The organism is Lactobacillus paragasseri (assembly GCF_003584685.1).
Taxonomy (GTDB): domain Bacteria; phylum Bacillota; class Bacilli; order Lactobacillales; family Lactobacillaceae; genus Lactobacillus; species Lactobacillus paragasseri.
The window spans coordinates 1,016,076-1,040,565 of the sequence record NZ_AP018549.1 but is presented as its reverse complement, the minus strand read 5'-3'; the positions used below and the strand labels follow the sequence as shown (position 1 = coordinate 1,040,565).

Here is a 24,490-nt window from a genome sequence, read left to right as displayed (position 1 = left end):
TGTCTACTTGGTGCAAATTTAGTATTAGAAACAAATTTTGGTATTTGATTTTTGCATCTTGTTTTAGAAAAATTACCACTCATTTAAATAGTGAATTATTTAAGTCTTTCTTTCTGTATTCTAATAGTGAATTCAGAAAGGAAGGCTTTTTATGTTAATTGAAACTTATAATTTAACTAAAAAATATGGTAAAAAGTTGGCTTTGAATAAAGTCAATCTAAAAGTTGATCGTGGTCAACTAGTGGCTTATCTGGGAACTAACGGAGCAGGAAAATCGACTACGATTAATATTTTAACTGGATTGTTAAAACCAACCAGTGGAACGATAACTTATGCTAAAAATTTAAAGATTGGTGTTGTTTTTCAAAGTAGTGTTCTTGATGATGTCTTAAGTGTAAATGAGAATCTTAATTTAAGGGCGCAGATGTATCGTGATGTTTCAAAAGCATGGCTTGAGCAGCTAATTGATTTGATTGGTATTCGGAGTTTCCTTCATCAAAAATATGGTACTCTTTCGGGCGGTCAAAAAAGAAGAGTAGATATTGCTAGAGCTTTAATTGATCATCCTGATATTTTGTTTTTAGATGAACCAACTACTGGTTTGGATTTACAAACGCGGATCGTAATCTGGAATTTACTGCAGAAGCTTCAGAAAGAACAGGGATTAACGATTTTTCTGACAACGCACTATTTGGAAGAAGCAGAAAATGCAGATCAAATGTATATTTTAGAAAATGGACAAGTACTAGCTAATGGATCGGCTTATGAGATTAAAGATAAATATGCCCCAAGTAAATTAGTAATCACGCTAAAAGAAAAGCAACGATTAATAACTACATATCCAGTTATTGAAAGAAATAAAGAAACTGAAATTGATGGACTTGATCCTCATGAAGTAATTACGCTGCTGCATGAGAATCAAGCTAGTATAAAATCTTTTGAATACCGACAAGGTTCCATTGATGACGCCTTTATTAAAATCGCTGGAAAGGAGCTACAATAATGTTTGCTTTAATTAAAAGAAATACTAAAATTTACTTTGCTAATAAACCAGGCGTAATTATGTCATGCTTTGGAGCATTGATTTCATTTGTAATTTATATTGGATTTTTACAGCAAAATCTTGTTAATTCCTGGCAACATGTTAGTCACGCAAAACAATTATTAGATCTTTGGATGCTAGGCGGAATTGTATCAATTGCCGGAATTACTACATCTTTTCAAGCACTGGGTCAAATGGTTAATGATAAAGAAAATCGAGCAATTGATGACATGAAATTAACTGCTCTAACTCCTATTAGTGAAAGCATGGCTTATGTTGTATCAGCTACTATTGTCAGCTTTCTGATGCAAATTATTACATTTGCTGTTATGGCAGTATATTTTTCAGTAGTTGATAAAGCAGATGTAGTGCACAATGCATATTTACCTTGCTTAGGCTTCATGCTTTTGGGCGCACTTGGCGCAACATTATTAAATTTAATCATTGTAATGTTTATCAATTCTTCGACTACTTTTAGCCGTTTATCAGCTGTGATTGGTGCGGCGGCAGGATTTATGGTAGCAACTTATATGCCATACGGAACTTTATCAAAAACTGCTCAAAATATAGTAAAATTATTTCCAAGTAGTTATGAAGCAGCAAGTTTTAGAAGTCTGCTTTTGAATAAATTAAGTCAGCAAGATGTGCCAACTAGAATGCGAGATCAATTAATTGAATATTTAGGAATTCATTTTAAATTTGGATCTCATCAGCTAAATAATTTCGATAATGCTTTAGTAATGATCGGGATGATTGTACTTTTAGCAGTTATTATTGTTATATTGGCACTTTTGCTTAATAGAAAGAAGAAATAGTACGTGGATGTCGAATTTCATTCAAATCCTAATCTAGAAGAGGATCAAATCGAAGTTAAAGTGATTTCTGCAAGACAAACGACTAACGTAAATAATCTTTTATCGTATATAAAGAATTTTGATAAAAAAGTAGATTCTCTTTTACCTGTGAAAACTGAAGATCGAATTTTAACAATTAAGATAGAAGAAATTATCAAAGTAGAAGTCGAAAAGACAGAATTAAGTTTTTATACGACTAATGCTGTGATTAAAACTAATGGTCGTTTGTATCAGATTCTGGAAAAGTTAAATAATGATTTTGTCCAAGTATCAAAGCATGGAATTATTAATTTGAATTATCTTGAATCACTTGAAGCAGGCTTTACTGGTAATATGATTGCCAAGCTTGCTTTTAAACAGAAGACAGATGTTTCAAGAAGATACTTACCTGAGTTAGAAAAGAAGTTGGGATTATAAGATGAAAATATGGCAAAAAGCTTTAGACTATTTTGTAACAGGCATGGGATTTGGCGCAATTATTTATTTAGTAATTTTGGGAGTAACTTATGAAAATATCGGCGATCTAAGAGTCCCCTTAAACAGTGTATTCATAGTATTTGTATGTAGTGAATTAATTGGAGAATTGAGTTTCTTATTTAAAACATCCTTACCATATTTCTGGGCATTGATTTTACATCTGATAGGAACTTTTGCATTGTTTTCAATAATGATACTTTTAAATCATTGGTTAATTAACTGGCAAACTTTACTTATTTTTGTTATTACATATGCAATTATTTGGCTCATAATTAGATTAATTCAAGAAAAAGACATTCGCCGGATTAATCGTCAAATTAAGAAACGTAACGGTTGAGTGATAAAATATTATTAAATAATAGCTGATAGAAAGTGGCGTAGCAATGTATCCAGATAAATTTAATTTAACTCAAGAACAAAATCGGCGTTTTGCAAAGAAAAATTTAGTAAGATTAGTTTTCACTACTTCACGTTTTGAAGGCTTAAATACTACATTACCACAGACTCAAACTATTATTGACGGGATGAGTGCAGCAGGCGTTTCAATTGACGATACTAACGTGATTGTTCAATTAAAACGTGGCTGGCAATATGTAATTAGGGAAGATAAGCCTTTGTCTTTAAATATTGAGCAAAATATTAATTTGCTAGTAGCACGCTATGATTCATTAGATCCTGGTAGTTTTCGTACTGGAAATGTAACAGTAGAATTAGGAAATAGTAATGGCGAGTGGCAACCACCAGAAATTAATTTGGACCAAGAGCGTAAATTCTTTGATGAACTTATGCAAAAGGATACGTCCATTACTGATAAGGCTATGACTTTAATGTATCACAATATGAGAAATCAGCTTTTTTGGGATGGAAATAAAAGAACTGCAACTTTAGCAGCTAATAAATTAATGATTGACAATGGTGCTGGATTAATTAATGTGCCATTAAATAAGTGGTACAAGTGGAATGAATTAATCAGTGAATTTTACTTAACTGGAAAAATGGATAAGTTAAAGGATTGGACTTATGAAAACGGAATTCAGGGAATTGAGTTTTCGTCTGATCCTGGGGTACCTAAGCCAACTATTGATCCAAAAGATTATGAATAATCTTTATCCATACTTTAAACGCATAATAACCTATTACAAATAAATATTTTGCATGATGTTATTTCTATTCTAAAATAAAAGCAAAGTTAGAAATGAGGTAATAATATGGCAAAAAATGAAGAAGAAGTAAAAAATAGTGTTTTTGGATTTGGTAATTCAAATGAAGCTTTTGCAAAATTCTTTAAGGGTACAAGTTACCTCAAGGCTTTAGCAGAAAGTAAAGAAGCTAAGACTGCAGTTCATAATGTAAGTTTTGAACCAGGTTGTCGAAACAATTGGCATATGCACACAGTGCCGCAAATCTTAATCGCTGTAGCTGGTGAAGGCTGGTATCAAGAAGAAGGCAAAGCTCCACAAAAGATGCTGCCAGGAGATGTGGTAATTGTTAATCCAAATACTAAGCATTGGCATGGAGCTACAAAAGATTCCTGGTTTGCTCATGTTGTTGTGATGGTAGGCGACAGTAAGAATACATGGCTTGAACCTGTTTCTGATGAAGAATATGATAAATTAGACTGATTAATCGGAAAATTCAATATGTAAATTATAATTAAACCGAAAAATTCCTCTTTAAAGAAGATAAAACTTTACATGTCTATCTTTAAGAGGATTTTTTTATTTTTGAAAGTATTGTTTAACTAATGAGAAATTATTACTGTTAGCTGTTATTAGATCAATAGTTGTTTGTGCTGATTTTAAATTTGCTTACAAATATAAGTCTAATCATCTGGAGTCAATTGATATTAGAAAAAAGAATAAAATTAAAAACAAGTTAGAATAATATTGACTTTGTTTAATTTATTATGTAATATACTTACTAAATAAATGGTATGAATAACCACTAAGAATAGGAAATTAGCTTTACTTTAACTAGTCAGCGAACCCAAGTTAGTGTGAGTGGGTATAGGGAAGTAAAGTGAAAGTAGCCTAGGAGTGCTTGAAGTGAGAGTAATTGTAACTTTAGGAGGGTGCGCCCGTTATAGCGTCAACGTATCTAGTTTTTCTATGTACGGGGTAAGGGAATAATAGTAATATTATTCTAAAATAAGGTGGTAACACGCGTGATAACGTCCTTATAAGCTTTATGCTTATAGGGACGTTTTTTTATACCTAGTATTAATATAATTTTTATCGAAAGGAATATTAAAATGAAGATAAAAAAAGCGAGTATTAGGCAGTCAATGATTATTGCATCACTTATTTTCGGAATGTTATTTGGAGCGGGAAATCTTATTTTTCCAGTTCATTTAGGTCAATTAGCAGGTAGCAATTGGCTCATAGCGAGTAGTGGCTTTCTTGTTTCTGGAGTTTTGCTGCCATTAATGGCGCTATTGGCAATTAGTATTACTAGGTCAAATGGAATCTATGATCTTGCATTGCCGAATGGTCGTTACTATGCACTTATCTTTTTAATCCTTGTTCACGCTACTTTAGGACCACTATTTGCAACTCCCCGGACAGCCACTGTTCCTTATGAAATCGGAATTGCTCCTTATTTATCTAAGTCAGCTAATACTTGGGGACTATTAATCTATTCAGCAATTTTCTTTAGTTTAGTTTATATTTTTTCAAATTATGAAGGTAAGATTACTACTTTAATTGGTAAAGTCTTAAATCCTTTGTTTTTGTTATTGCTGTTTCTGATCTTTTTGTTAGCATTTATACATCCATTGGGTTCTGGAAATACTGCTGCTATAACTGCTTCATATGCAAGGCATGCTTTTTCCAATGGATTTTTACAAGGTTATAATACAATGGACGGTTTAGCAGCATTAGCATTTGGAATTACTATTATTACAGCAATTAAAGAATTAGGTATTAAAAAGACAAGACAGGTTTCAATTGAAACAGCCAAAAGTGGTTTTCTAGGAATTGCAGGAGTTGCTATCATATACTTGGCTTTAATTTGGTTGGGAGCAACTAGTTTACATCAATTTAAATTAGCAGCAAATGGTGGAATTACTCTTGCTCAGATTTCACATCATTACTTAGGAACTGCTGGAGATGCGATTTTAGCAACTTTAGCAACCATTACTTGTATGACTTCAGCAATGGGATTAGTAATTGCATTTTCACAAGATTTCCATCGTCGTTTTCCTAAAATTTCATATCGAACATTTTTGCGAATTAATTGTGGTCTTTCATTCCTATTTGCGAATTTGGGTCTTGATCAAATTATTGCATGGTCAACACCAATTTTAATGTTTCTTTATCCACTAGCAATCACATTGATTATTTTAGGATTACTTTCACCAATATTTAAGCATGACCGACTTGTTTACCAGATTACAACTGCGCTGACTCTAATTCCTGCATTCTTTGACATGTTAAATGCATTACCGGCTAACTTACATGACAGCCAATTATTGCAGACATTACTTGGGTTTGCTCAACAATATTTTCCATTTTTCAGTTTGGGCTTTGGTTGGTTAACTTTTGGTATTGCGGGCTTAATCCTTGGATTGATTTGTCATGTATTAAAAGTAAGAAAACGTTTAGGACTACTTAGCGAATAGTGTGCTTTATAATCAAATACGAAGTTTACAGTATTGTGTAAAAAAGGTAATACAATTATTGGAGCTATTGCAGATGGTGACCTTGGTATTGATTATCTGTTTAGATCAATTTATTGTAATCTCTTTTCATTTAAGCTTAGAATATGAAGTGAAAGTATTGCTTTGATCAAAGGAGATATCTAATATGTGTACATCAATTTTATACAGTCCTAAAGACCATTATTTTGGCAGAAATCTTGATTATGAAATTGCTTATGGTCAAAAAGTGGTTATTACACCAAAAAATTATGAATTCGAGTTTACCGATTTACCAGCTGAAAAATCACATTATGCAATGATTGGTGTAGCTGCTGTAGCAGACAATACTCCATTATATTGCGATGCAATTAATGAAAAAGGATTGGGAGTTGCTGGTTTAAGCTTTGCTGGACAAGGGAAGTATTTTCCAAATGCAGCAGATAAAAAGAATATTGCTTCATTTGAATTTATTTCATATTTATTAGCTACTTATGAAACTGTTGATCAAGTCAAAGAAAGCCTAACTAATGCAAATATTTCTAATGTGAGTTTTGCTAAAAATACCCCAGCTTCAGAACTTCACTGGCTAGTAGGAGATAAAACTGGTAAGAGTATTGTTGTTGAGTCAGATGAAAAGGGCTTGCATGTTTATAACAATCCAGTAAATGCTTTGACGAACGCACCTTTATTTCCAGAGCAGTTAACTAATTTGGCAAACTATGCTTCAGTTGTTCCAGGCGAACCTGATAATAATTTTTTACCCGGTGTTAATCTTAAGTTATATAGTCGTAGCTTAGGTACGCATCACTTACCAGGCGGGATGGATTCAGAATCACGTTTTGTTAAGGTATGTTTTGCCTTGAATCACGCACCAAAAGATAGTGATGAGGTAGAAAATGTTACTAATTTCTTTCATATTTTAGAATCTGTTGAACAAGCAAAAGGGATGGATCAAGTTGGTCCTAATAGTTTTGAATATACGATGTATACTAGCTGTATGAATCTGGAAAAAGGAATTTTGTACTTTAATTGCTATGATGACAGTAGAATTAGTGCTGTTGATATGAACAAAGAAGATTTGGATTCATCAGACTTAGTTGTATATGATTTGTTTAAGAAACAAGATATTAGTTTCATAAATTAATGAAACATTTCTTAGTTAGAAATTATTATCAAAATCAATAAAAAATCGCGCCCATAATCAAATAATCGATATCAAATGAACTAAAATGATATCGATTATTTTTAATTGAGCACGATTATTTGTAAAAACTAAAATATTAATTTAATTGTTGCCATCTCTTTTTCAAGGTAAAGGCAATATCTTTAGGTTCACGATCGCGAGTAAAAATTCCTTTATCGTTACCACCAACACGCATGATTCCTTCACTCGTCTTAAAGTCAGCAAAGTTCCAAACTAATTCGCCACAAATAAATGGATATTTCTTAAATATATCAAAATACATTTGATAATATTCATTTTGATATTCTTGGCTCCACATTTCATCTGGAAGGCGATGAGAAGAAGATAATGTATCAGCGCCAAACTCAGTAAAGACAAATGGTTTATTAAGCTTTAAGTTTTGCCAGCCGTCTAGTTCATCTTCCAGCATCTTTTTAGCATTAACGATTTCAGGACCACCAGCAACGTACCAACCATAATAACGGTTTAAGCAGACAAAGTCACAAAGTGGGTGAAGCTTATCCACTTTTGGACCGCTACCCATAACTAAAGTTCCAGTATAAGGACGATTTTGTGGATCCAATTTTCTCGCAAAGGCAAAAATATCTTTGAAATAGTCATAGGATTCTTGAGTAGTTGATTCTGGTTCATTGAATAAACTCCAGGCAATCACTGAAGGGTGACGCTGGTCGCGATCGATCATTTCTTTTATTTCTTGTTCATGGACCTTTTTTAATTCAGGCACAGTTTTCGAAGCAAAAAAGTGCGACTGATTAGAATTAGTTACATTAAGAAAGTTAGTTATTGAACGATTAAGACCAACAGCGGGTACTTCATCAATAATTAAAAAGCCATATTTATCGGCATATTGATACCATTCTTCGGCGTAAGGATAGTGACTGCTTCTAAAACAGTTAGCGCCAATCCATTTCATGCATTCGTAGTCGCGTTTGATAATGCTTTCGTTAACTGCTTTGCCTAAAACATTAAAATCTTCGTGCTTGCCAAAGCCTTTTAAATAAATTGGGTGATTATTGAGCAAGATTTTATCATTCACAATTTTAACTGTGCGGATACCAATTTTATCTGTGTATTCGTCAACTGTTTTTCCGTCTTCGAGCATTTCAATCTTTATTTTGTATGAATACGGATCGTTTGGACTCCAAAGGTGCGGATTCTTAATTGTTAAACTACTAGTATTTTTAGAAGTAGCACACGCTACTTCTTTTTGATTATCGAAAAGTGTTACTTTAAATTCAGCATTATTATTTGCCTCGATATTGTAGGTAATTGTTGCCTTATTATTTGCTAATTGATAATTTAGTTTAAAATTAGTGATTTGGCTTTGAGGAAGTGCTAAGAGCCAGACATTCCGCATAATGCCAGAATAATTGAAGAAATCAAAATAAGGTTGAGCAAGTTTTTGACCGTTATCTAAGATTTCTTCGGTGCCGCAAGGAATAGCTTTTTCAGATAATTCGTTATTGACTAAAACAGTTACACGATTAGTTTGGTCGTAATTAATATAATTTGAAATTTTTACTTGAAATGGTAAAAAACCACCTTCATGTTGACCGACTTCATGTCCATTAATAAATACTTTTGCGCGATGAGTAACCGAACCAAAACGGATATAAAGTTCTTTCTTCTTTAGAAATGAAGGAATAAAGAAGTCTTTTTGATACCAAAAGTCTCCAGTATAGTATTTACGGTCTCGCTTAGTAGTTAATTCTGCAAACGTACCTGGTACAGGCATTTCTTCAGGATCAGGCAACTCTTTATTCCATCCCTCGTCAAGACCAACAGAGTTAGGATCAGTTTCAAATTGCCAAGTGCCATTCATTAAAGTGTTAAACCGATATTTATTTTGAATTGGATATAGTGCAGATTCCATAGATGATTTTCCTTTCTAGTAATGTTTTCTCTTATCTATATTTTACGCTTGGGGAGAGTAAATAGATTTGAAAATGGTTTAATAAATTAAATCCCTTGACTGTAACCTCGCGTCACAGTTTATTTTATTTATAGAGAATAATTAAGAAAGGAATGTTGAGAGTGGCCAATGATAAATTATTATCAATTTCTGAATTTGCTAAACTTGCAGGCACTACCAGACGAACTTTGATATTTTATGATCAAAAAGATGTCTTTAAGCCAATGAAGATCGAAGAAACTGGTTATCGCTACTATAGTTATGAGCCACTCTATCAAATTGGTTTTATCTTGGGATTACGTGATTTAGGATTTTCGGTAGAAGAAATTAAAGATTATTTGGGTGGTTCTAGCAGGGATGCCTTGAATAAAAAATTAATTTCTTTAAAGAATAAGATCGAACTTCGTATCCAAAATTTAAAGCAACTCCTAGCTATTTTGCGTCAAAAAGAAAATGACAACTTTCAACTAACTGATGTCGATTTTTATGTTGTGAAAGAATGTTTTTTACCTGATCACGACTTTTGGTGTTCGGATCCTAAGGCTGATTGTTCTGAAGCAGAAATTGCCTCTTCATGTAATCAGTTTTATCAAGAACTTGGTACAGGGGTTATGGCCAATAAGAACTTATCTGGATTTATCACGGATTTACCTCAGGCAAAAGCTAATACCTATGCCAATTCCGGTTTTAGAATTATTAAAAAAATCATACAATCAAAAAGTCAACATCCCGATTATTAGTTAAAATGATGGCAATTACTTGATTGTTAAGGTGGAAAATACTGGTGCAGGAATTGAAAAAGGGATTAGCTACAATTAGAAAATATACCAAAGAAAATAATTTAAAAATTGGCAATGACTTGTGGCAGTTCAATATTGGCTTAAACATTGAGAAACTTGGTTTAATAAAAAATGGTATTTTAGCATATAAAATTTTAAAATAAAGAAGAAATTGAAGCTTTAGATAGGAGTTTAATTTGGAATTACCAACTCAAATAGAAATTAAAGGTGCAAGAGTCCATAATTTAAAAAATATTGATGTAAATATTCCACTTCATAAATTTGTTGCTATTTCAGGCTTGTCTGGTTCAGGTAAGTCTTCTTTAGCAATGGGAATTTTATATGAAGAGGGCTCAAGACGATATTTAGATGCACTGTCTACTTACATGCGTCGGCGAATTAAACAAGGTGCACAAGCTGACGTTACTTCGGTTAAACATATTCCGTCTGCTTTAGCTTTGCGCCAGCGTCCAAGTATTCCAAATGAACGAGCAACTGTTGGGACAACGACCGAGACTTTTAATGTTTTGCGTTTGATTTTTTCAAGATTAGGTTCGCCAGTTTGTCCTAACGGTCACCGCGTAGCTCCAAGTTTAGATATCGCGGAAGCTATGTCTAAGTCAGGTGAAGAAATGGGACAAATTACTTGTCCAACATGCGGTGTTAAGTTTTATGTACCAAGCGCTGAAGATTTTGCTTTTAATTCTGATGGTGCTTGTCAAGAATGTGGTGGAACTGGAAAAGTTCGTCAGCTTGATGATAGTAAACTAATTGCTGATCCTAATTTATCAATTGAGGACGGAGCAGTTGCTTCATGGAGCTTGCCAGGAAGAAACTTTATGCCAAGCGTAGCTCAACATGCTGGAGTAAGGATTGATATTCCTTATAAGGATTTAACGGATAAAGAAAAAGATTTTGTCTTAAATGGTCCTGAGAAAAAATATAAGATGGACTTTTTGTCTGGAACTGGTCGAGTTTTCCATGATTTTAATGCATTGTATGAAAATGCTCATCAGGCTGTGTTGCGCTCAGCTAAAAGCAGTAAAAGTGAACGTGCACAAAAGAGAATTGCAGAATTTTTCACTTATTCAACTTGTCCAGTTTGTCATGGTACGCGTCTTCGTCCAGAACTTTTGAAGCAGTTAGTTAATGGTAAAAATATTTATCAAGTCGAGCAAATGCAGCTAGGGGATTTGCCAGCTTGGAGTAAGGAAGTATTAGCAAAATTGCCTGAAGATATGCATAAAATGGCTAGCTCTTTGATCAATGAATTTCTTAATAATCTGCAGCCGCTGCTTGATTTAGGACTAGATTATTTAACTATGGAGCGAGCTGGCAACACTTTATCAACTGGTGAACTTCAGAGAATTCAATTAGCGAGAACACTACGTACAGAAACAACTGGCGTTTTATATGTCTTAGATGAACCGTCGATTGGCTTGCATCCAGCTAACGTTGATGGCTTAATTAAAGTTTTGCGCAAATTAGTTGATCAGGGTAATTCTTTAGTAGTTGTTGATCACAACGTTGATATTATTAAAGCTGCTGATGAGATTATTGAAATTGGTCCAGGTTCAGGTGAACAAGGTGGTCAAATTTTAGATCAAGACAGTCCTGAAGAAATTAAGAAAGATAAGCAGTCACTAATTGCACCATATTTAAATGGAAAAGCACATTTAATGGCTAGAAAAGTTAGCGATCAGGTTAATTCAGATCAAATTAGTTTTGAAGTAGAAGATTACTTCAACTTGAAAGATGTTCAAGCAGGTATTCCTTTGAATCAATTAACTAGTGTGACAGGCTTCTCTGGAGCTGGAAAAACTAGTTTGATTTTAGATTCATTAGTTCCTGCAATTAAGGCACAAGATAAAAGTGAACCACTACCTAAACAAATTAAGAATTTTGATTGTCCAATTAATAATGTGGTTAGCGTGGATGCTTCACCAATTGGCAAGAGTACGCGTTCAACAGTTGCAACTTATACCTCAATTATGGATAATTTGCGTAAACTTTTTGCAAAACAGTCTTTGGCTAAAGAAAAACATTATACGCCAAGCTATTTTTCTTACAACAATAAAGAAGGTGCTTGTCCAACTTGTGGCGGAACAGGAATTGTTACTTTAGATATTCAATTCTTGCCTGATATGCAGCAAACTTGTCCAACTTGTCATGGCGACCGCTATAATCTTGGAATTCAAAAGATAAAGTGGCATGATATGTCAATTGTGGATGTTTTGAATCTTGATGTTAACGAAGCGATTCCTGTTTTTAAGCGTGTGCCAAAGATTGAACGTGATTTGCAGTTGCTTAAAGAAGTTGGTTTAGATTACCTGCACTTAGGTGAAAGTACGCCAACTTTATCTGGTGGAGAAGCACAGCGTTTAAAATTAGTGACTCACTTAAGTCATAAGCAAGACGATACTTTATTTGTCTTTGATGAACCAACAATTGGTCTGCATCCCCTGGATGTTAAAGTCCTAGTTGAAGTCATGCAAAAATTGCTTGATCAAGGTGCAACTATTATTACGATTACACATGACCTGAATTTAGTTGTTAATGCAGATTATATGCTAGATCTGGGACCACGAGGTGGTGAAAATGGTGGTCGTATTGTAGCGCAAGGCCAACCACTAGAATTAATTAAAGATCCGCAAAGTTTAACTGTAGAGTATTTAACTAATTATCTAAAACAATTTAACTTAGATTAATTATTTGATGTATGGATTTAGAGTAAAAGTAAAGAATTTATAAACATGCTTGAATAATAAAGAATAATTGTTTAATCTATTAACCGTTAATTGAATAAAGAAGCAAATGAACTGTTAGGTGAGACTCCTACGTAAATATACGCTGATGCCCAGCAACATCTAGAGATGCCAACGGGTTAAACAGGAATTGTTGACTTAAGGCTTTTCCCAATCAGCTAGTTGAAAAACTTCACGTTACGTAGTGTTAAAACTGAACGACGAGTATAAATCGCTAAATTAAGACCAATGCAGTTTTTGCGTTGGTCTTTTTGTTTGTTTGCCGATTTTTTAGAGGGAGAGATTACTATGTTAAAATTCAACTCTAAAGATCGCGTAGTAACTAATGCGACTTTGGCTAAACAAATTGCTAGACAAGAAAAAAATGAAGTCTTAAAGCAATTGCATACAACAATTAATGGATTAAATCCTGTTCAAGCAAAACAACGCTTGGAGCAAGATGGCTTAAATGAGGTCTCGAATAAAGAACATCATCCAAAATTACATTTTTTAATCGATGCTTTTATGACACCTTTTACTGGTGTGTTGTTATTTTTAGCAGGTTTATCTTTTTTAACTAACTATGTTTTTGTGCCAGCTGATCAAAAAGATTTGAGTACCGTAATTATCATGATTATGATGGTTCTGATTTCAGGAATTACTAGTTTTATTCAAAATGTAAAAACAAGTGATGCGGTTGACTCATTGCTAAATATGGTTTCTGTAACTACAAATGTTAAACGAGCTGGCGAAGATAAGGAATTACCAACTAAAGATGTAGTAGTTGGTGATATTATTAATTTATCTGCTGGAGATTTAGTGCCAGCAGATATGTATTTGTTAAAGAGTAAAGACTTATTTTGTTCAGCGAGCTCATTAAATGGAGAGTCAAGTCCAGTTGAAAAGATGGCAGATCAGAAGCCAAAAGAAAGTGATAATTACTTAGATTATCCAAATATCCTTTATGAAGGAACAAATATTGTTTCTGGTTCTGGAATGGGCGTCGTTTTTGCTACAGGTGATAAAACCGTTTTTGGAAATCTGGCCCGTACTCTTATTCAGAATAAAAACAAAGAGACAACTTTTGACATTGGAATTAAAAATGTTTCTAAAATATTACTAATCATGACAGCTGTAATTGCACCACTAGTGTTTTTGATTAATGGTTTAACTAAAGGCGATTGGCTAAATGCCTTAATTTTTGCTATTGCAACGGCTGTTGGTTTAACGCCAGAAATGTTGCCAGTTATTGTGACCAGCAATTTAGTTAAGGGGTCTGTTGAAATGGCTAAGCATGAAACCATTGTTAAAAGAATGAATTCAATCCAAAACTTTGGCTCAGCTGATATTCTTTGCACTGATAAGACTGGTACCTTAACACAAGATAAAGTGGTTTTAGAACGACACTATAATTTAAACTTAGAAGAAAAGCCAAAAGTATTAGAGCTTTCATACTTGAATAGTTATTATCAAACAGGGATGAAAGATTTAATTGATAAAGCAGTTATTGATGCTGCTCAAGGAGAACTAGATACAAAGAAAATTAACCAAAACTACCAAAAGATTGATGAAATACCTTTTGATTTTAAGAGAAGACGTATGAGCGTTGTCGTTATGAACCAGCAATACGAACATATTTTGGTAACTAAAGGTGCTGCTGAAGAAATGCTTGCTTGTTCTAACAGAGTAGAAATAGATGGTGCAATAAGTCCACTTGATGAAGATCAACGTCAGAAAATTTTAACTGAAATTGATGAGATGAATCAGGATGGTTTACGTGTTGTTCTTTTAGGATATAAAAAGAATCCAGCTCCTGTTGGTGAATTTAGCATTGATGATGAGAATGAATTAATCTTAGTTGGATTTTTAGCATTTTTAGATCCACCAAAAGACAGTGCTAAGGCAGCATTGACTGCCTTAAAAGAAGATGGCATTACAGTCAAAATTTTAACTGGAGATAATGAAGCAGTTACGCGAAATGTAGGGAAGCAAGTAGGTTTAAATATTGATCGAGTTTATCAGGGAAAAGACCTTGAAAATAAGACTGACGCTGAATTAAAACAAATGGTGCAAGCATGCGATGTTTTTGTAAAATTATCTCCACAACAAAAAGCTCAGATTATTGACTTACTTAGACAAGATGGTCATACCGTAGCTTATATGGGAGATGGAATCAATGATGCTCCTGCAATGAAAGCGGCAGATGTTGCTATCTCAGTTGATACAGCGGTGGACATTGCTAAAAAGTCAGCAGATATAATTTTGCTCCACAAAGATTTAATGATTTTAGAAAAGGGAGTACAAATTGGCCGTCAAGTATTTGGCAATACGATGAAATATATTAAAATTACGCTTTCTTCTAATTTTGGTAATATTTTATCAATTTTAGTAGCTTCTTCGTTTTTGCCATTCTTACCAATGCTTCCAATTCAACTTTTAATTTTAGACTTGATGTATGGAACTAGTTGCCTATCTATTCCATTTGATACTATGAATAAGCATTATTTATCAGAGCCTAGAAAGTGGAGTACAAAGAAGCTACCGAAGTTTATGTTCTACTTTGGTCCAACGTCCTCTATTTTTGATATCATAACTTTTGCTTTGCTTTTCTTTGTGGTTTGTCCGCAAGTAACTGGAACTAGTTATGCAGCGGCTAGCGCAACGCAAAAATTAATTTTCTCAGCCATCTTTTGTACAGGATGGTTTATTGAATCACTTTGGACCCAAGAAATGGTTATTCATGCACTTAGAGATCCCAAATTACCATTTATTAAGCAACATGCTACAGCAATTGTTACTTGTGCAACAATCGGGATGGCAGTGGTGGGAACTGTCTTACCATTTATTACACCAATAGCTAAAGCAATAAAATTTGGTCCAATTCCAATGTACTTTTTAGCAATTGTATTTCTTTTGTTAATCTTATATATTGCTTTAACTACTTTAGTAAAGAAGTGGTATTTGAAATCAGAAAAATATTTGATTTAATTAACAAGAAATATTTTCTTTAAAGAATCATGGGTTAATTCTTTAATGCAACCAATTTCTAACATGTTAATGATGATTTTGGTAATCGGAATTTTAACCTATGGTGCGATTCGTGTAATACAAGGCAGTCTTACTATGGGTGCCCTAATTTCATTTTTAATGTACTTGTTCCAATTAATGGGACCAGTAATTATGGTTAGCCAATTCTTTAACGAATTAGCCGAGACATCAGGTTCAACTGAACGTATTCGTGAAATGCTCAATGAACCCATTGAAGAATCTGCTGATGATCAAAAAGTTGATGTTGCTGGTAAAGAATTGCAATTGCAAAATGTCAGCTTCTCTTATGAAAAAGATAAGCAAATTTTGCATAACATTAATGTAGTGGCTAAACCAAATACGGTTGTCGCTTTTGCTGGACCATCTGGTGGTGGTAAATCAACAATTTTCTCATTGATTGAACGCTTCTACAAACCAACTTCAGGTAAGATTACGATTGGTAATGAAAATATTGACAATATCGATTTAACTAATTGGCGGCATCAAATTGGTTTAGTTGGTCAGAATTCTGCAGTAATGCCAGGAACAATTCGTGAAAATTTAGTTTGCGGCTTAGATCGTGAAGTAAGCGATGATGAATTATGGCGTTAAAATTCCAATTTTTGGCTTTGGAACTTATGAAATTAGTCCAGATCAAACAAAGCAAGCAGTATTATCGGCTATTGAAGATGGGTATCGCTTAATTGATACGGCGCAATATTATCAAAATGAACAACAAGTTGGTGAAGCAGTGAAAGCAAGTGGTCTAAATCGCGATGAAGTCTTTATCACAACTAAAACGATGACTGATGGTTATGAAGATACTAAGGTTGGTTTAGATGAATCATTGAGAAGAAGTGGACTAGATTATTTTGACCTGGTTTTAATTCACTGGCCAATAGGGCATGATATCGATACTTGGCATGCTCTTGAGGCAGCATATAAAGCAGGAAAGACGCGTGCAATTGGAATTAGTAACTTTAATAGTCGACAAACGTTAGATTTGATCCACCAAAGTAGTGTCCGTCCAATGGTTGATCAAATTGAAACTCATTTATTTTTGCAGCAATGGAAGATGCACGAATTTTTAGAAAAAGAAAATATTGTGCACGAAAGTTATAGTCCGCTTGGTAATGGTCAGCAAAATCTAATAAGTAATCCAATTTTAAAAGAAATTAGCGAAAAATATAGGAAATCACCAATTCAAGTAATTTTGCGTTACTTGGTTCAAAACGATGTTGTAACTATTCCGCGTTCAACTAATCCAGCTCATATTAAGTCAAATATTGATATCTTTGATTTTGAATTAGATAATGATGATCTTAAGAGATTACGCGTTTTAGACGAACGTAAGCCAATTGATGGCTGGCCTGCAGAAATGCGTGAAGATGAAGATTATTAAAGAAAAGCTGAACAAAAAGTTCAAAATAAAAGCCGCATTTTGGTAAAGGGGTGAACATTTTTACCAAAATGTGATTTTTATTCAGTTCAAGTATAATAATTTAACCCTGATTTAAATGATGGGGTTAATAAATACTCAAATGTTGGGAGCTGTACGAGCGTATTAGCTTTTCAACTAGTTATTGTTGATGAGGAAGATCCATTATATGAAATTGAGCTAGAAAATAAGTTTAACCTCCCTTTATTTACTGGAGAAAGAGAAATTAGCATGCTAGCCTCTGGTTTAAAATTAAAGGCGAAAAATAATGTTTTGAGTTTAGTTAGTGATGAAGGCGTGATTGATGATACAATTAGCATTAACGATATAACTAAAGATAAACAATCATTCGTTTTAAATAAAATTTAGTTTAGTAGTTAAATACCCACTCACTAGAATTGAAAGTTTTGCTTTCAATTCTTTTTTTGTAGAAGTGCACTATAAATCATATTCATACTACCAATAATTATTTTAATTTTTAATATATTTTCTGCAGTAATATATTAATCAATGAGAAATGTCATTAAGTTAAGACATGACTACTTAGCTTTGTATTTTAAGACATTGATTCAATATTGAATCAGCGTTTTTTCCATGTTTTTGATTAACTTAGTTTTGTTAATTCTCCGTTTCGCATTTTAAAGAAAAAAGTAGCCATTTCTTTGGCTGAATAGTTGGGGTGGATAGTCCAAAAACGAATAATTCCAATTAATGCAGAAATGCTGTAATAAGAAAATAGTTCTTGTAAGTCATTATTTGCTTGTAAATGCATCAATGAATGTGACAATCCTTCCATTTCTAACAAATGGTCCATTAACTTGGTTGAGAAACTTAGGTCACCATGACTGGAAATCAGAATACGAATTGTTACTAAGTTGTCTTTGAAGACCTGTAAAAAATTAGTTAGATATTCAATACCATTATCAGATTTTAATGCTAGTTGATCGAGCATTTTCTGATGTGGTTTTTTTAATGCCGTAAAAAGCCTAGCTTCAATCTGCTCAATAATTGCCCATTTATCGTTGAAATGGCGATAAATAGTAACACGATTAATATTTGCCATGTCAGCTAATTCATTCATCGTAATTTTATTTAAATCACTTGAATCCATTAATTTTAATAGTGCAGATTCTATTATTTGATCAGTTTTTTTGCTTTTCTTATGATATTTATTCAAAATGCAACACTCCATCTCATTTTGTAGTTAAATTATAGTCCTTTTTTCTCTAAGATTGAATCAACAATTAAGAAGAGAGGTAATAACCCATGACAGAAATCTTTAAGAAACATTGGTCAGAATATAAATATAGTAAAAACATGTTGCAAGATGCATTAATCAAGCATGTGATGGATTTAATGCCATATCGCATGAGCGATGAAGGTGAAGTCTTAGAAATCATTATGAATATTAAAGAAAGTGATGAACAAAGCTGGATTAATGCCTGGAGTAATATGGCAGCAAACTTACAGAACCGTGCGCATAAGTTTGAAAAAGCCGGCAAACTAATTAGTGCTGGTAGTAGTTATCTGCGGGCTTCTACTTATTGGCGTGTATCCCTAATGTATTTTGGTGATTGGCAGGACCCTAGAATGCAAGAATTTTCTCAAAGAAGTAAAGACTGTTATGACCGTGCTTTAGAGTTAAATGGTTATCCTGGTGAAGCAATAAGAATTCCTTATGAAAATACTTATTTACCAGGTCATTTTTACCGCTCGCCGTTTGCTAAAAATAAAAAGGCACCATTATTAATCGTAATTCCAGGACGGGATACTTGGGCAGATGATACAATTTGGGTTACTGACGCGGCAATTAAGCGCGGAATCCATGCCTTAACTTTCGATGGTCCTGGACAAGGGATGGCATTAAGACTGCAAGACTTAAAGTTTAGACCAGACTTTGGAAATGTTTTAGGACCAGTTATTGATTTCGCTCAAAAACAAGAGGAAGTTGATTCAGAACAAATCGGAGCAATGGGTATGAGCTTTGGCGGCTTTTTAGTGGCACGTGGTGCAGCTTTTGATGATCGGTTAAAGTTTATAATTTCTGATCCTGGTAATATGAATTGGGGTGGTATGATTGCTAAACGGTTAGAAAAAGCACTTAAGATGCCAGCAATGATTCGACCTAATATGATTGACTTTGTTTTAAAAGACTATGAATGGAAGCATGGAGCAACTGATAAGACTATAATTAACGAATTAAAGAAATTTGATAATACAAAAATTGTACAAAATATTAAAACTAAAACTTTAGTTTTAGATGGTTCCGCAGAGGTTACTCATGGAGCAGCGAAAAAGTTTTATGATGCTTTAACCTGTCCTAAGGACTACTTACTGTTTGATGAAAATTCAACTGCTCAGCAACATACGCAAATGGGTGGCTATGCAACTGGAACTGAATATATTATGAATTGGATTGAAGACAATTTTTAGTTAATAGGAAGGAGAAGCTAATGAAACTCTTTTTAATTGGTGCTACAGGTAGAACAGGATCTGAAATAGTTAAACAAGCCTTAACACGTAATGATGAATTAGTTGCTTACGTTCGAAATCCGTCAAAGTTAAATATAAATGATCCTGAGCTAACAGTAATTAAAGGACAACTTGATGATGTTGCAAAAATGGCTTCTGAAATGAAGGGATGTAACGCTGTATTAGTAACGTTAGGTAATCCAATTTCTAACAGTAGTGGTAAATTATTTAGTTTTGCAATACCTGATATTATTAAGGCAATGGATCAAGCAAAAATCAAACGATTAATTAGTCTTTCTGCATTAGGTGTTGGTACAACTTTAGCCAATACCAGTTATCCTTACCGTATGGGAGCCAAAGGATTTTTGAAAGGTAATTTTTCTGACCATGAAGCGGGTGAAAGTCAACTTAAGAATTCTGATTTAAACTGGACTACCGTTCATCCTGGTCCGTTGTTTAATGGCAAAAAGACTGAAAATCCTTTAGTTAGGGATGCTGATTCGGGATACAAGATGCCAGGTGCACCTCGAACTTATCGTAGTGATGTAGCACAGGTGATGTTAAGAATTATCAAGGATCGTAAAACCTTTGGTAAACAGTTAATCATGTGTTCAAAGCAACATAAATAGCCCTCTTTAATATTAATACCTATTGGTACATTTTTAATTTTAGAGGGCGAAAAATCTACTTTTGATTAAATGAAAATAAGGCTTTGCGTTAAAAACTTATTGTATATTTTTTTGTTTTATGATACTATGCTTAATAACATAGCGAAAAAAATAGTGATTAAGTTTACTACGCGTATACCTTGGAAAACTCCAAGCAGTTATGTTCTTAAATTTAACTGTAAGGAGTTTTTTTCATGCACAAAAATATATATTATTCATGGGCTAGTAACTTTTATCGATTATTTATTGGCCAAGGGCTAGCTAGTATTATTTCAGAAACTGTCAATTATAGTTTGCTTTTTTATCTTACCTCAATTTCGAAACCAGCCACTATTTTATCTATTTCTGAAATAATTTCTTTATTACCAATCGCATTATTTGCTCCCTTCGCTGGCGTAATGGCAGATAGAGTTAGTAAGAAAAAGATACTTATTTTTTCTGATACAATCAGTCTTATTGTTACTCTTTTACTTTTTTTGCAGGCAATCAATAGCCACAATAATCTAACGATTGATCTAATTCTGATTTCAAATTTACTTAGATCAACTACTATTAGTATTCAGAATCCGACTATTCAATCTGCTGTACCTGAACTTGTACCTGATGATAAGCTTTTAAAAATAAATGGGCAATATAGTTCGCTTCAAGCACTTAATCAATTCTTTCCGCCGATTTTAGGTGGAATATTATATGGATTGCTGTCAGTAGACTATATTCTTTTACTATCAGGACTTGCAAACGTAATAGGTATTTGTGCCGTAATAATTACATGCTTTCCGAGGAATGAAGTTAATAATGCAAATCAACGAGGCTTTCACCTTCTGTTCGAATTAAAACAAGGTCTTCATAGTATTATTCAAGTTACTGGCCTGAATAGGGTGATTATTTACAAGGCTTTTTCCGTAGCTATTATTGTGCCATCAACTGCTTTATATCCACTTATGACTAGTGAACATTTTCATGGATCTTTAAAATTTGATGCGCCGTTAGTGGAAGTTTCAATTGCATTAGGTATGGCATTAAGTGGTCTGTGTATGGGAAATTTAAATAATTTATCACATCGACTTACACCTGCAGGTATTGGAGTGCTAGGAATCGGATTAAGTTTGTTTATTTCTGGTATACTTCCCGGCAATCATTATGGTTTTATAATCTTTATTATTATTAATTTTATTGCTGGGTTATGTATTCCTTGGATTGATGCACCTGCTCAAACATTGCTTCAAGATAAGATTGAACATAAAAACTTAGGAAAGGTGATTAGTTTTTATTTAATGATGATCGGATTGGCCGGACCTGCGGGTCTAAGTTTAAGTAGTGTGATAAGTAAATTTATGTCTACTGCTGAGATTTTTATTGGATCAGGAATACTACTTATTTTGATGCTTTTAGTTGCTTTATTTGATAGGAAGCTTAGAAGTATTTAAGCTAGTTGAATATATGAATTTAACTAACTACATAATTTATTTCTCTTCTAGATATGGAAACTTACTTACATTCATTGTCTTTTTACTTTTATTCAGAGATTAGGAGTAACCAAATAATCAAATTAGAAAAAGCGAGCAATGCATTTTAAAATTGAAAATCATTGCTCGCTTTTATAAACTAGAAACTTTTTTAGATACTTTTAGGTATAGCTATTTCTTGAAATTTTGATATCCGGCTTCGGTAAATTTATTTAATAATTTTACATCATGAGACCATTTCTGATCTTTAACAAAATGATGGGCACGGTTAACTGCAAATGAACCATGAATAATATAAAGGGAAATATTGTTTTAGCTTTCTTTGTAGGTTTATTTTTAGGAGCCATTTCAATCTTTCTGGCTATTGGTGGTGGACCACTTAATGTATCTCTATTCGTAATAATTTTTCACTTCACAATGAAGCAATCTTCGGTTTATTCAATTGCAACGGTCTTTTTCTCACAAATTACCAAAATCATTTCGATTGTTGCTAGTGCACAATATCAGATGTTTGATATGAAAATGATTCCTATGTTGATCATTGCTTCAATTATTGGCGGTTATATTGGTACAGTTTGGAACCAGAAGATTTCATCAGCAAAATTGGAAAATCTTTATACAGTTTTCATGATTGCTATTACAGCAATTACTGGCTTTAATGTAATTCATTTTATATAAAAAAGCAGGTAATAAACCTGCTTCAATTAACTATCTATTTTTGTGGCTCTTTACAAAACGCGTAACAGTAATTATTCAGCTGTTGCAGCGAATATCAGAGCAAAGATGAAGGCAATATGTAAACCGGACATAAATAATTGATTTTGTCCTACTGGATAAGTGGTGATATTTTTACCAGCTTTAAAACTCATTGAGCTATAAAAGGATAATGGTTGATAGACTTACTCCAAGTTCCATCCCGAAATTACGAACTAAGGAATTAACACTACCAGCAATCCCTAAGAATTGCTGGTCAACGGAAGACATAATAACTGAATTTTTTGGCGATTGGAAGAGTCCCATTCTGACTCCGTAAAATAAGAAAGTAACTACGAAGAGCCAAAGTGGTGAATTTAAGTTAAAGAAAGTCATAAAGGTAAAAATCGCAATTGCAATTAAAGCAGCAATTCGTTTGTTTTTCATGAAATTATCTCTTTCCTACTTTTTACAAGTTACAGATGAATGGTAATATTTACGTTTACAGATGTCAACATTAATTTGATTTTTGTCCATTAGTTTTGAGCAAAATATGATGGATATTAAATAATAAGTGTTACCATTAAAACTGTAAAGCAGAAACTATTGTGTTAGGAGGATTTTATGGATAAACGTAAAATTGTAATTGTTGGTGCTTCACATGGTGGTCATGAATCAGCAATTGAGCTGTTAGATAAATATAATGATGTAGATGTAACTGTTTACGAAGCTGGCGACTTTATTTCATTTATGTCCTGTGGAATGCAGTTGTACTTAGAAAATAAAGTTACAGCAGAAGATGACGTTAGAAACTTTGCCCCAGAAGATGTTGAAAAGAAGGGCGGTCATGTTTATGCTAACCATGAAGTAACTGCTATTCATCCTGAAAATAAGACTGTTACAGTTAAAGACTTAACTAATAATTCTGAAGAAGAAGTCCAATATGATAGGTTGATTCTTTCTTCAGGCGTAACTCCTAAAGTTTTACCTGTGCCAGGTAATGATCTCAAGAATATCTATTTGATGCGTGGACGTGACTGGGCTTCTAAGTTGATGAGTGCTGCTAACGATCCAGCAATTAAAAATGTTGCTATTGTTGGTGCTGGTTATATCGGTACTGAAGCTAGCGAAGTATTTGCTAAAGCTGGCAAGCATGTAACTTTAATGGATATGATTGATCGCCCATTAGGAACCTATCTTAATTCTGAATTACTCGATGTTTTGGAACCTACCTTTAAGAAAAATATGGACTTGAAGATGGGTGTCAAGATCGAAGGCTTTAACGGTAATGGAAAAGTTGAAAGTGTTAAAACTGATCAAGGTGATGTCCCAGCTGACTTGGTTGTTGTTTCAGCAGGTGTAATGCCTAATACTGACTGGCTAAAGGGCGTAGTTGACTTAGATCAAAGAGGCTGGATTAAGACTGATCCATATTTGAGAACTAATGTAAAAGATGTTTATGCAATTGGAGATGCAATTCTGCCGCTTTCGATTCCAGCTGGTAAACCAATGCCAATTGCCTTAGCCACTACTACTAGAAGAGAAGCTCAATATGTAGTTGATCATATCTTCGAAGATAAGCCAGACCGTGCCTTCAAAGGTGTTATCGGTGCTTCAGCTCTTAGTGTATTTGACTATCACTTTGCTACTGCAGGATTAAATCAATTCTCAGCTGCTAAGAACAAGCTTGATTACCAAACTAGTTTCTATGAAGATAACATGCGCCCAGCTTATGTTCCAGAAGCAGATAATCCTAAGGTATATGTCAGCTTAACCTTTAATCCATACACTCACCAAATTCTAGGTGGTGCAGTTCTTTCTAAGTATGATATTACTGCTCAAGGCAATGTTTTAGCTTTAGCAATTAGTCATAAGATGCGTTTGGAAGACTTGGCTGAACAAGACTTCTTCTTCCAACCAGGATTTGACCGTCAATGGAGTTTGCTTAACTTAGCTGCACAACATGCCTTAGGTATGGCAAGATTCTAAATTTAGGCATTAATAAAGATAAGTTATCAAGAAAAACTAGCCATGTAAAAACATGGCTAGTTTTTTTGTTGGATTTAGTTGTGTTTGG

21 protein-coding genes, 2 pseudogenes, 1 riboswitch and 1 other annotated feature are annotated in these 24,490 nt (G+C 33.5%); of the genes and pseudogenes, 20 read left to right on the top strand and 3 right to left on the bottom strand.

Translation table 11 applies throughout. The annotated features are described in order from the left end of the window. Positions 1-151 precede the first annotated feature (151 nt). The 8 genes from LpgJCM5343_RS05060 (at position 152) to bsh (ending at position 7,154) form a co-directional block, all read left to right on the top strand. Positions 152-1,003, top strand: coding sequence for an ABC transporter ATP-binding protein (locus LpgJCM5343_RS05060; RefSeq protein ID WP_101890736.1), 852 nt, complete (start codon positions 152-154; stop codon positions 1,001-1,003). Further along, positions 1,003-1,857, top strand: a complete 855-nt coding sequence (locus tag LpgJCM5343_RS05055; protein WP_101890735.1) for an ABC transporter permease — start codon at positions 1,003-1,005, stop codon at positions 1,855-1,857. Before LpgJCM5343_RS05060 ends, LpgJCM5343_RS05055 begins: the two co-directional genes overlap by 1 nt. Positions 1,858-1,860: 3 nt before the next feature. Next, positions 1,861-2,313 carry a LytTR family DNA-binding domain-containing protein gene (locus LpgJCM5343_RS05050; RefSeq protein ID WP_077958897.1) on the top strand — a complete coding sequence of 151 codons (453 nt, stop codon included), beginning with the start codon at positions 1,861-1,863 and terminating at the stop codon, positions 2,311-2,313. Between the two features lies 1 nt (position 2,314). Next, entirely contained in the window at positions 2,315-2,710 is a 396-nt protein-coding gene (locus tag LpgJCM5343_RS05045) for a DUF3021 family protein (protein WP_101890734.1), read from the top strand. A gap of 46 nt (positions 2,711-2,756) precedes the next feature. Beyond that, positions 2,757-3,476 (top strand): Fic family protein, encoded by a 720-nt coding sequence (locus LpgJCM5343_RS05040; RefSeq protein WP_077958899.1) that lies wholly within the window; start codon positions 2,757-2,759, stop codon positions 3,474-3,476. A 105-nt stretch (positions 3,477-3,581) separates the two neighbouring features. Further along, the gene (locus LpgJCM5343_RS05035; protein WP_077958900.1) at positions 3,582-3,995 is read left to right on the top strand and encodes a cupin domain-containing protein; all 414 of its coding nucleotides are present in this window, start codon (positions 3,582-3,584) and stop codon (positions 3,993-3,995) included. 315 nt (positions 3,996-4,310) lie between these two features. Then, positions 4,311-4,554, top strand: a binding site (T-box leader). 70 nt (positions 4,555-4,624) lie between these two features. Beyond that, positions 4,625-5,992 (top strand): branched-chain amino acid transport system II carrier protein, encoded by a 1,368-nt coding sequence (brnQ, locus tag LpgJCM5343_RS05030; RefSeq protein WP_101890733.1) that lies wholly within the window; start codon positions 4,625-4,627, stop codon positions 5,990-5,992. Between the two features lie 184 nt (positions 5,993-6,176). Continuing rightward, complete coding sequence (gene bsh, locus LpgJCM5343_RS05025) at positions 6,177-7,154, top strand: choloylglycine hydrolase (protein WP_077958902.1); 978 nt, start codon at positions 6,177-6,179, stop codon at positions 7,152-7,154. Between the two features lie 136 nt (positions 7,155-7,290). On the opposite strand, the gene uidA is transcribed toward bsh, so the two are convergent. Next, positions 7,291-9,087 (bottom strand): beta-glucuronidase, encoded by a 1,797-nt coding sequence (gene uidA, locus LpgJCM5343_RS05020; protein WP_113532389.1) that lies wholly within the window; start codon positions 9,085-9,087, stop codon positions 7,291-7,293. Between the two features lie 161 nt (positions 9,088-9,248). Between uidA and LpgJCM5343_RS05015 the strand changes: the two genes are divergently transcribed. The 7 genes and pseudogenes from LpgJCM5343_RS05015 to LpgJCM5343_RS09530 form a co-directional block, all read left to right on the top strand. After that, complete coding sequence (locus LpgJCM5343_RS05015) at positions 9,249-9,866, top strand: MerR family transcriptional regulator (protein WP_101890732.1); 618 nt, start codon at positions 9,249-9,251, stop codon at positions 9,864-9,866. Between the two features lie 44 nt (positions 9,867-9,910). After that, a complete protein-coding gene (locus LpgJCM5343_RS09450; protein ID WP_157955005.1) occupies positions 9,911-10,069 on the top strand; it encodes a hypothetical protein in 159 nt (52 codons plus the stop codon). 33 nt (positions 10,070-10,102) lie between these two features. After that, complete coding sequence (locus LpgJCM5343_RS05010) at positions 10,103-12,613, top strand: excinuclease ABC subunit UvrA (protein ID WP_077958905.1); 2,511 nt, start codon at positions 10,103-10,105, stop codon at positions 12,611-12,613. Positions 12,614-12,716: 103 nt separating this feature from the next. Beyond that, positions 12,717-12,883: riboswitch (M-box (ykoK) riboswitch) on the top strand. Between the two features lie 75 nt (positions 12,884-12,958). Further along, positions 12,959-15,637 carry a magnesium-translocating P-type ATPase gene (gene mgtA, locus LpgJCM5343_RS05005; protein WP_101890731.1) on the top strand — a complete coding sequence of 893 codons (2,679 nt, stop codon included), beginning with the start codon at positions 12,959-12,961 and terminating at the stop codon, positions 15,635-15,637. Between the two features lie 21 nt (positions 15,638-15,658). After that, positions 15,659-16,282, top strand: a pseudogene (locus LpgJCM5343_RS05000) (ATP-binding cassette domain-containing protein); the annotation flags it as partial. Next, entirely contained in the window at positions 16,269-17,078 is an 810-nt protein-coding gene (locus LpgJCM5343_RS04995) for an aldo/keto reductase (protein ID WP_101890730.1), read from the top strand. The pseudogene LpgJCM5343_RS05000 and the gene LpgJCM5343_RS04995, both read left to right, overlap by 14 nt. Before the next feature lie 120 nt (positions 17,079-17,198). After that, positions 17,199-17,483: pseudogene (locus LpgJCM5343_RS09530) on the top strand (iron-sulfur cluster biosynthesis family protein); the annotation flags it as partial. 235 nt (positions 17,484-17,718) lie between these two features. On the opposite strand, the gene LpgJCM5343_RS04985 reads toward LpgJCM5343_RS09530, so the two are convergent. Then, on the bottom strand, positions 17,719-18,291 hold the full coding sequence (locus LpgJCM5343_RS04985; RefSeq protein ID WP_035424203.1) for a TetR/AcrR family transcriptional regulator: 573 nt from the start codon (positions 18,289-18,291) through the stop codon (positions 17,719-17,721). A gap of 89 nt (positions 18,292-18,380) precedes the next feature. Between LpgJCM5343_RS04985 and LpgJCM5343_RS04980 the strand changes: the two genes are divergently transcribed. The 4 genes from LpgJCM5343_RS04980 to LpgJCM5343_RS04965 all read left to right on the top strand — a co-directional run bounded on the left by LpgJCM5343_RS04980 (position 18,381) and on the right by LpgJCM5343_RS04965 (position 22,398). Continuing rightward, complete coding sequence (locus LpgJCM5343_RS04980; RefSeq protein WP_101890729.1) at positions 18,381-19,547, top strand: alpha/beta hydrolase family protein; 1,167 nt, start codon at positions 18,381-18,383, stop codon at positions 19,545-19,547. Positions 19,548-19,567: 20 nt separating this feature from the next. Further along, on the top strand, positions 19,568-20,215 hold the full coding sequence (locus tag LpgJCM5343_RS04975; RefSeq protein WP_077958910.1) for an NAD(P)-dependent oxidoreductase: 648 nt from the start codon (positions 19,568-19,570) through the stop codon (positions 20,213-20,215). Between the two features lie 233 nt (positions 20,216-20,448). Then, positions 20,449-21,681, top strand: a complete 1,233-nt coding sequence (locus LpgJCM5343_RS04970) for an MFS transporter (protein WP_077958911.1) — start codon at positions 20,449-20,451, stop codon at positions 21,679-21,681. Positions 21,682-22,005: 324 nt separating this feature from the next. Then, a complete protein-coding gene (locus tag LpgJCM5343_RS04965) occupies positions 22,006-22,398 on the top strand; it encodes a sulfite exporter TauE/SafE family protein (protein ID WP_101890728.1) in 393 nt (130 codons plus the stop codon). A gap of 195 nt (positions 22,399-22,593) precedes the next feature. Here LpgJCM5343_RS04965 and LpgJCM5343_RS04960 read toward each other — a convergent pair whose 3' ends face one another. Further along, positions 22,594-22,860, bottom strand: coding sequence for an MFS transporter (locus LpgJCM5343_RS04960; RefSeq protein ID WP_077958913.1), 267 nt, complete (start codon positions 22,858-22,860; stop codon positions 22,594-22,596). A gap of 177 nt (positions 22,861-23,037) precedes the next feature. Here LpgJCM5343_RS04960 and LpgJCM5343_RS04955 point away from each other — a divergent pair, with 177 nt between their 5' ends. Next, complete coding sequence (locus tag LpgJCM5343_RS04955; protein WP_077958914.1) at positions 23,038-24,402, top strand: FAD-dependent oxidoreductase; 1,365 nt, start codon at positions 23,038-23,040, stop codon at positions 24,400-24,402. Positions 24,403-24,490: the final 88 nt, after the last annotated feature.